Here is a 1,360-nt window from a genome sequence, read left to right on the forward strand (position 1 = left end):
CCTCAACATCAAGTCTACCACGGTCATAAGGCTTTCAGAGGGTCTGACGAAAATGGGCTCCGAATTCATCAGCTCCTTTACCTCAAGGTTTCCTATATGTTTGAGTTTTTCGATCAGGTCACCCTCGGAATCATCAAGAAAAGAACTCTTGGCGAGAATTTCAAGATACGTGGGGGTGGCACCCCGGAGAATGTCCTTTTCCGACAGATAGCCCACAAGAACCCAGTCATCCCCGACTACCGGGATTCCCGAGAGACGCTGGCTGTACAAGAGATGAACCGCATCAAGGACAAGATCATCCTCGGACACGGACGAAAGATCCCTGTGCATCAACTGCCCGGCATTTACGGTCAAAACATTATTCTCCCTTCAGTGAAGAAAAACCCATCCTTGTGAGGATCACATGGAGAACGAAAAGCGGAAGGCGGCAGACCCTGCACCAGCGCCACGGTTCCTGAGCCAGCCGGAATAGCCATTCGAGGCCCATCGACTGCAAAAAGGCAGGGGCTCTTTTGAGATCGCCGGAAATAACGTTGAAGCTTCCCCCGACCCCTATGCTGACGGTTCCGTCCAAAGTTTTTCCGTAAATCGACATCCAGGACTCCTGCTTCGGAACACCCATCCCCACGAAGACGAACCTGGATCCTGATCTCCGGATAGCACCGAGAACATCAGACATGTCGAGCTCATCGATAAAACCATGAACTGTTCCGCCGACACTAAGCGCGGGATACATCTTTTCCAGCCGGGCTGCGGTCCTTTGTGCGATACCGGGGGCTCCGCCGAGGAAAAAGACAGGCCATCCTTCGGAAGCGGCCTGTCTGCACATGCGCTCCACGAAATCAACTCCGGGGATCCTCTGTACCACCGGGCTTCCTAAAAAACCAAGGGCTGATATCAGCCCCTTCCCATCGGGCAGAACCAGGTCGGCACCCCTGACAAGGTTGCGGAATTCCGGTTCTTCGCGGGCCTTCAGTGCAGAAAGGGCATCGAGCGTAACAATGTATCTTCCGCCCATATCCTGGTGGATCCATGACCTGATCCTGCCCAGGGCGTAATCCACGGAAATGTTGTCCACGGGAACTCCCCATATCGAGGACCGGCCGCTGATCTGGGCACCCGTTCTCGAGCGCATCGACATGACCACGAGGGCGCCGCCAAGCGCGATAGCGGAAAACAGAAGTGCTGCTGCTGTCATCCTTTCGTCCCGTAGCTGAAAGGATGCGACTGCTGCACCGAGAACAGCGCAAAGAGCCCCGACAGTCCTGACGGCGGGGGTATGATCAAACCCCTTGCTGACAAGCTTTCGGTACAGGAAAAGAGTGTCCTGTGGGCGGGAGGAGAAAGCCCGATTGACGAT

2 protein-coding genes are annotated in these 1,360 nt (G+C 55.0%); both read right to left on the reverse strand.

Annotated features, from left to right (window positions below; all coding sequences use genetic code 11):
• The coding region (locus tag Q7U95_RS06670; protein WP_308752982.1) for a CBS domain-containing protein at nt 1-354 on the reverse strand (354 nt) is incomplete at its 3' end.
• Nucleotides 355-358: 4 nt separating this feature from the next.
• Nucleotides 359-1,360 (reverse strand): WecB/TagA/CpsF family glycosyltransferase (locus Q7U95_RS06675; protein ID WP_308752983.1); only part of this gene is annotated, 1,002 nt, incomplete at its 5' end.

The sequence above is a fragment of the Candidatus Oleimmundimicrobium sp. genome, from assembly GCF_030651595.1.
GTDB lineage: Bacteria > Actinomycetota > Aquicultoria > UBA3085 > Oleimmundimicrobiaceae > JAUSCH01.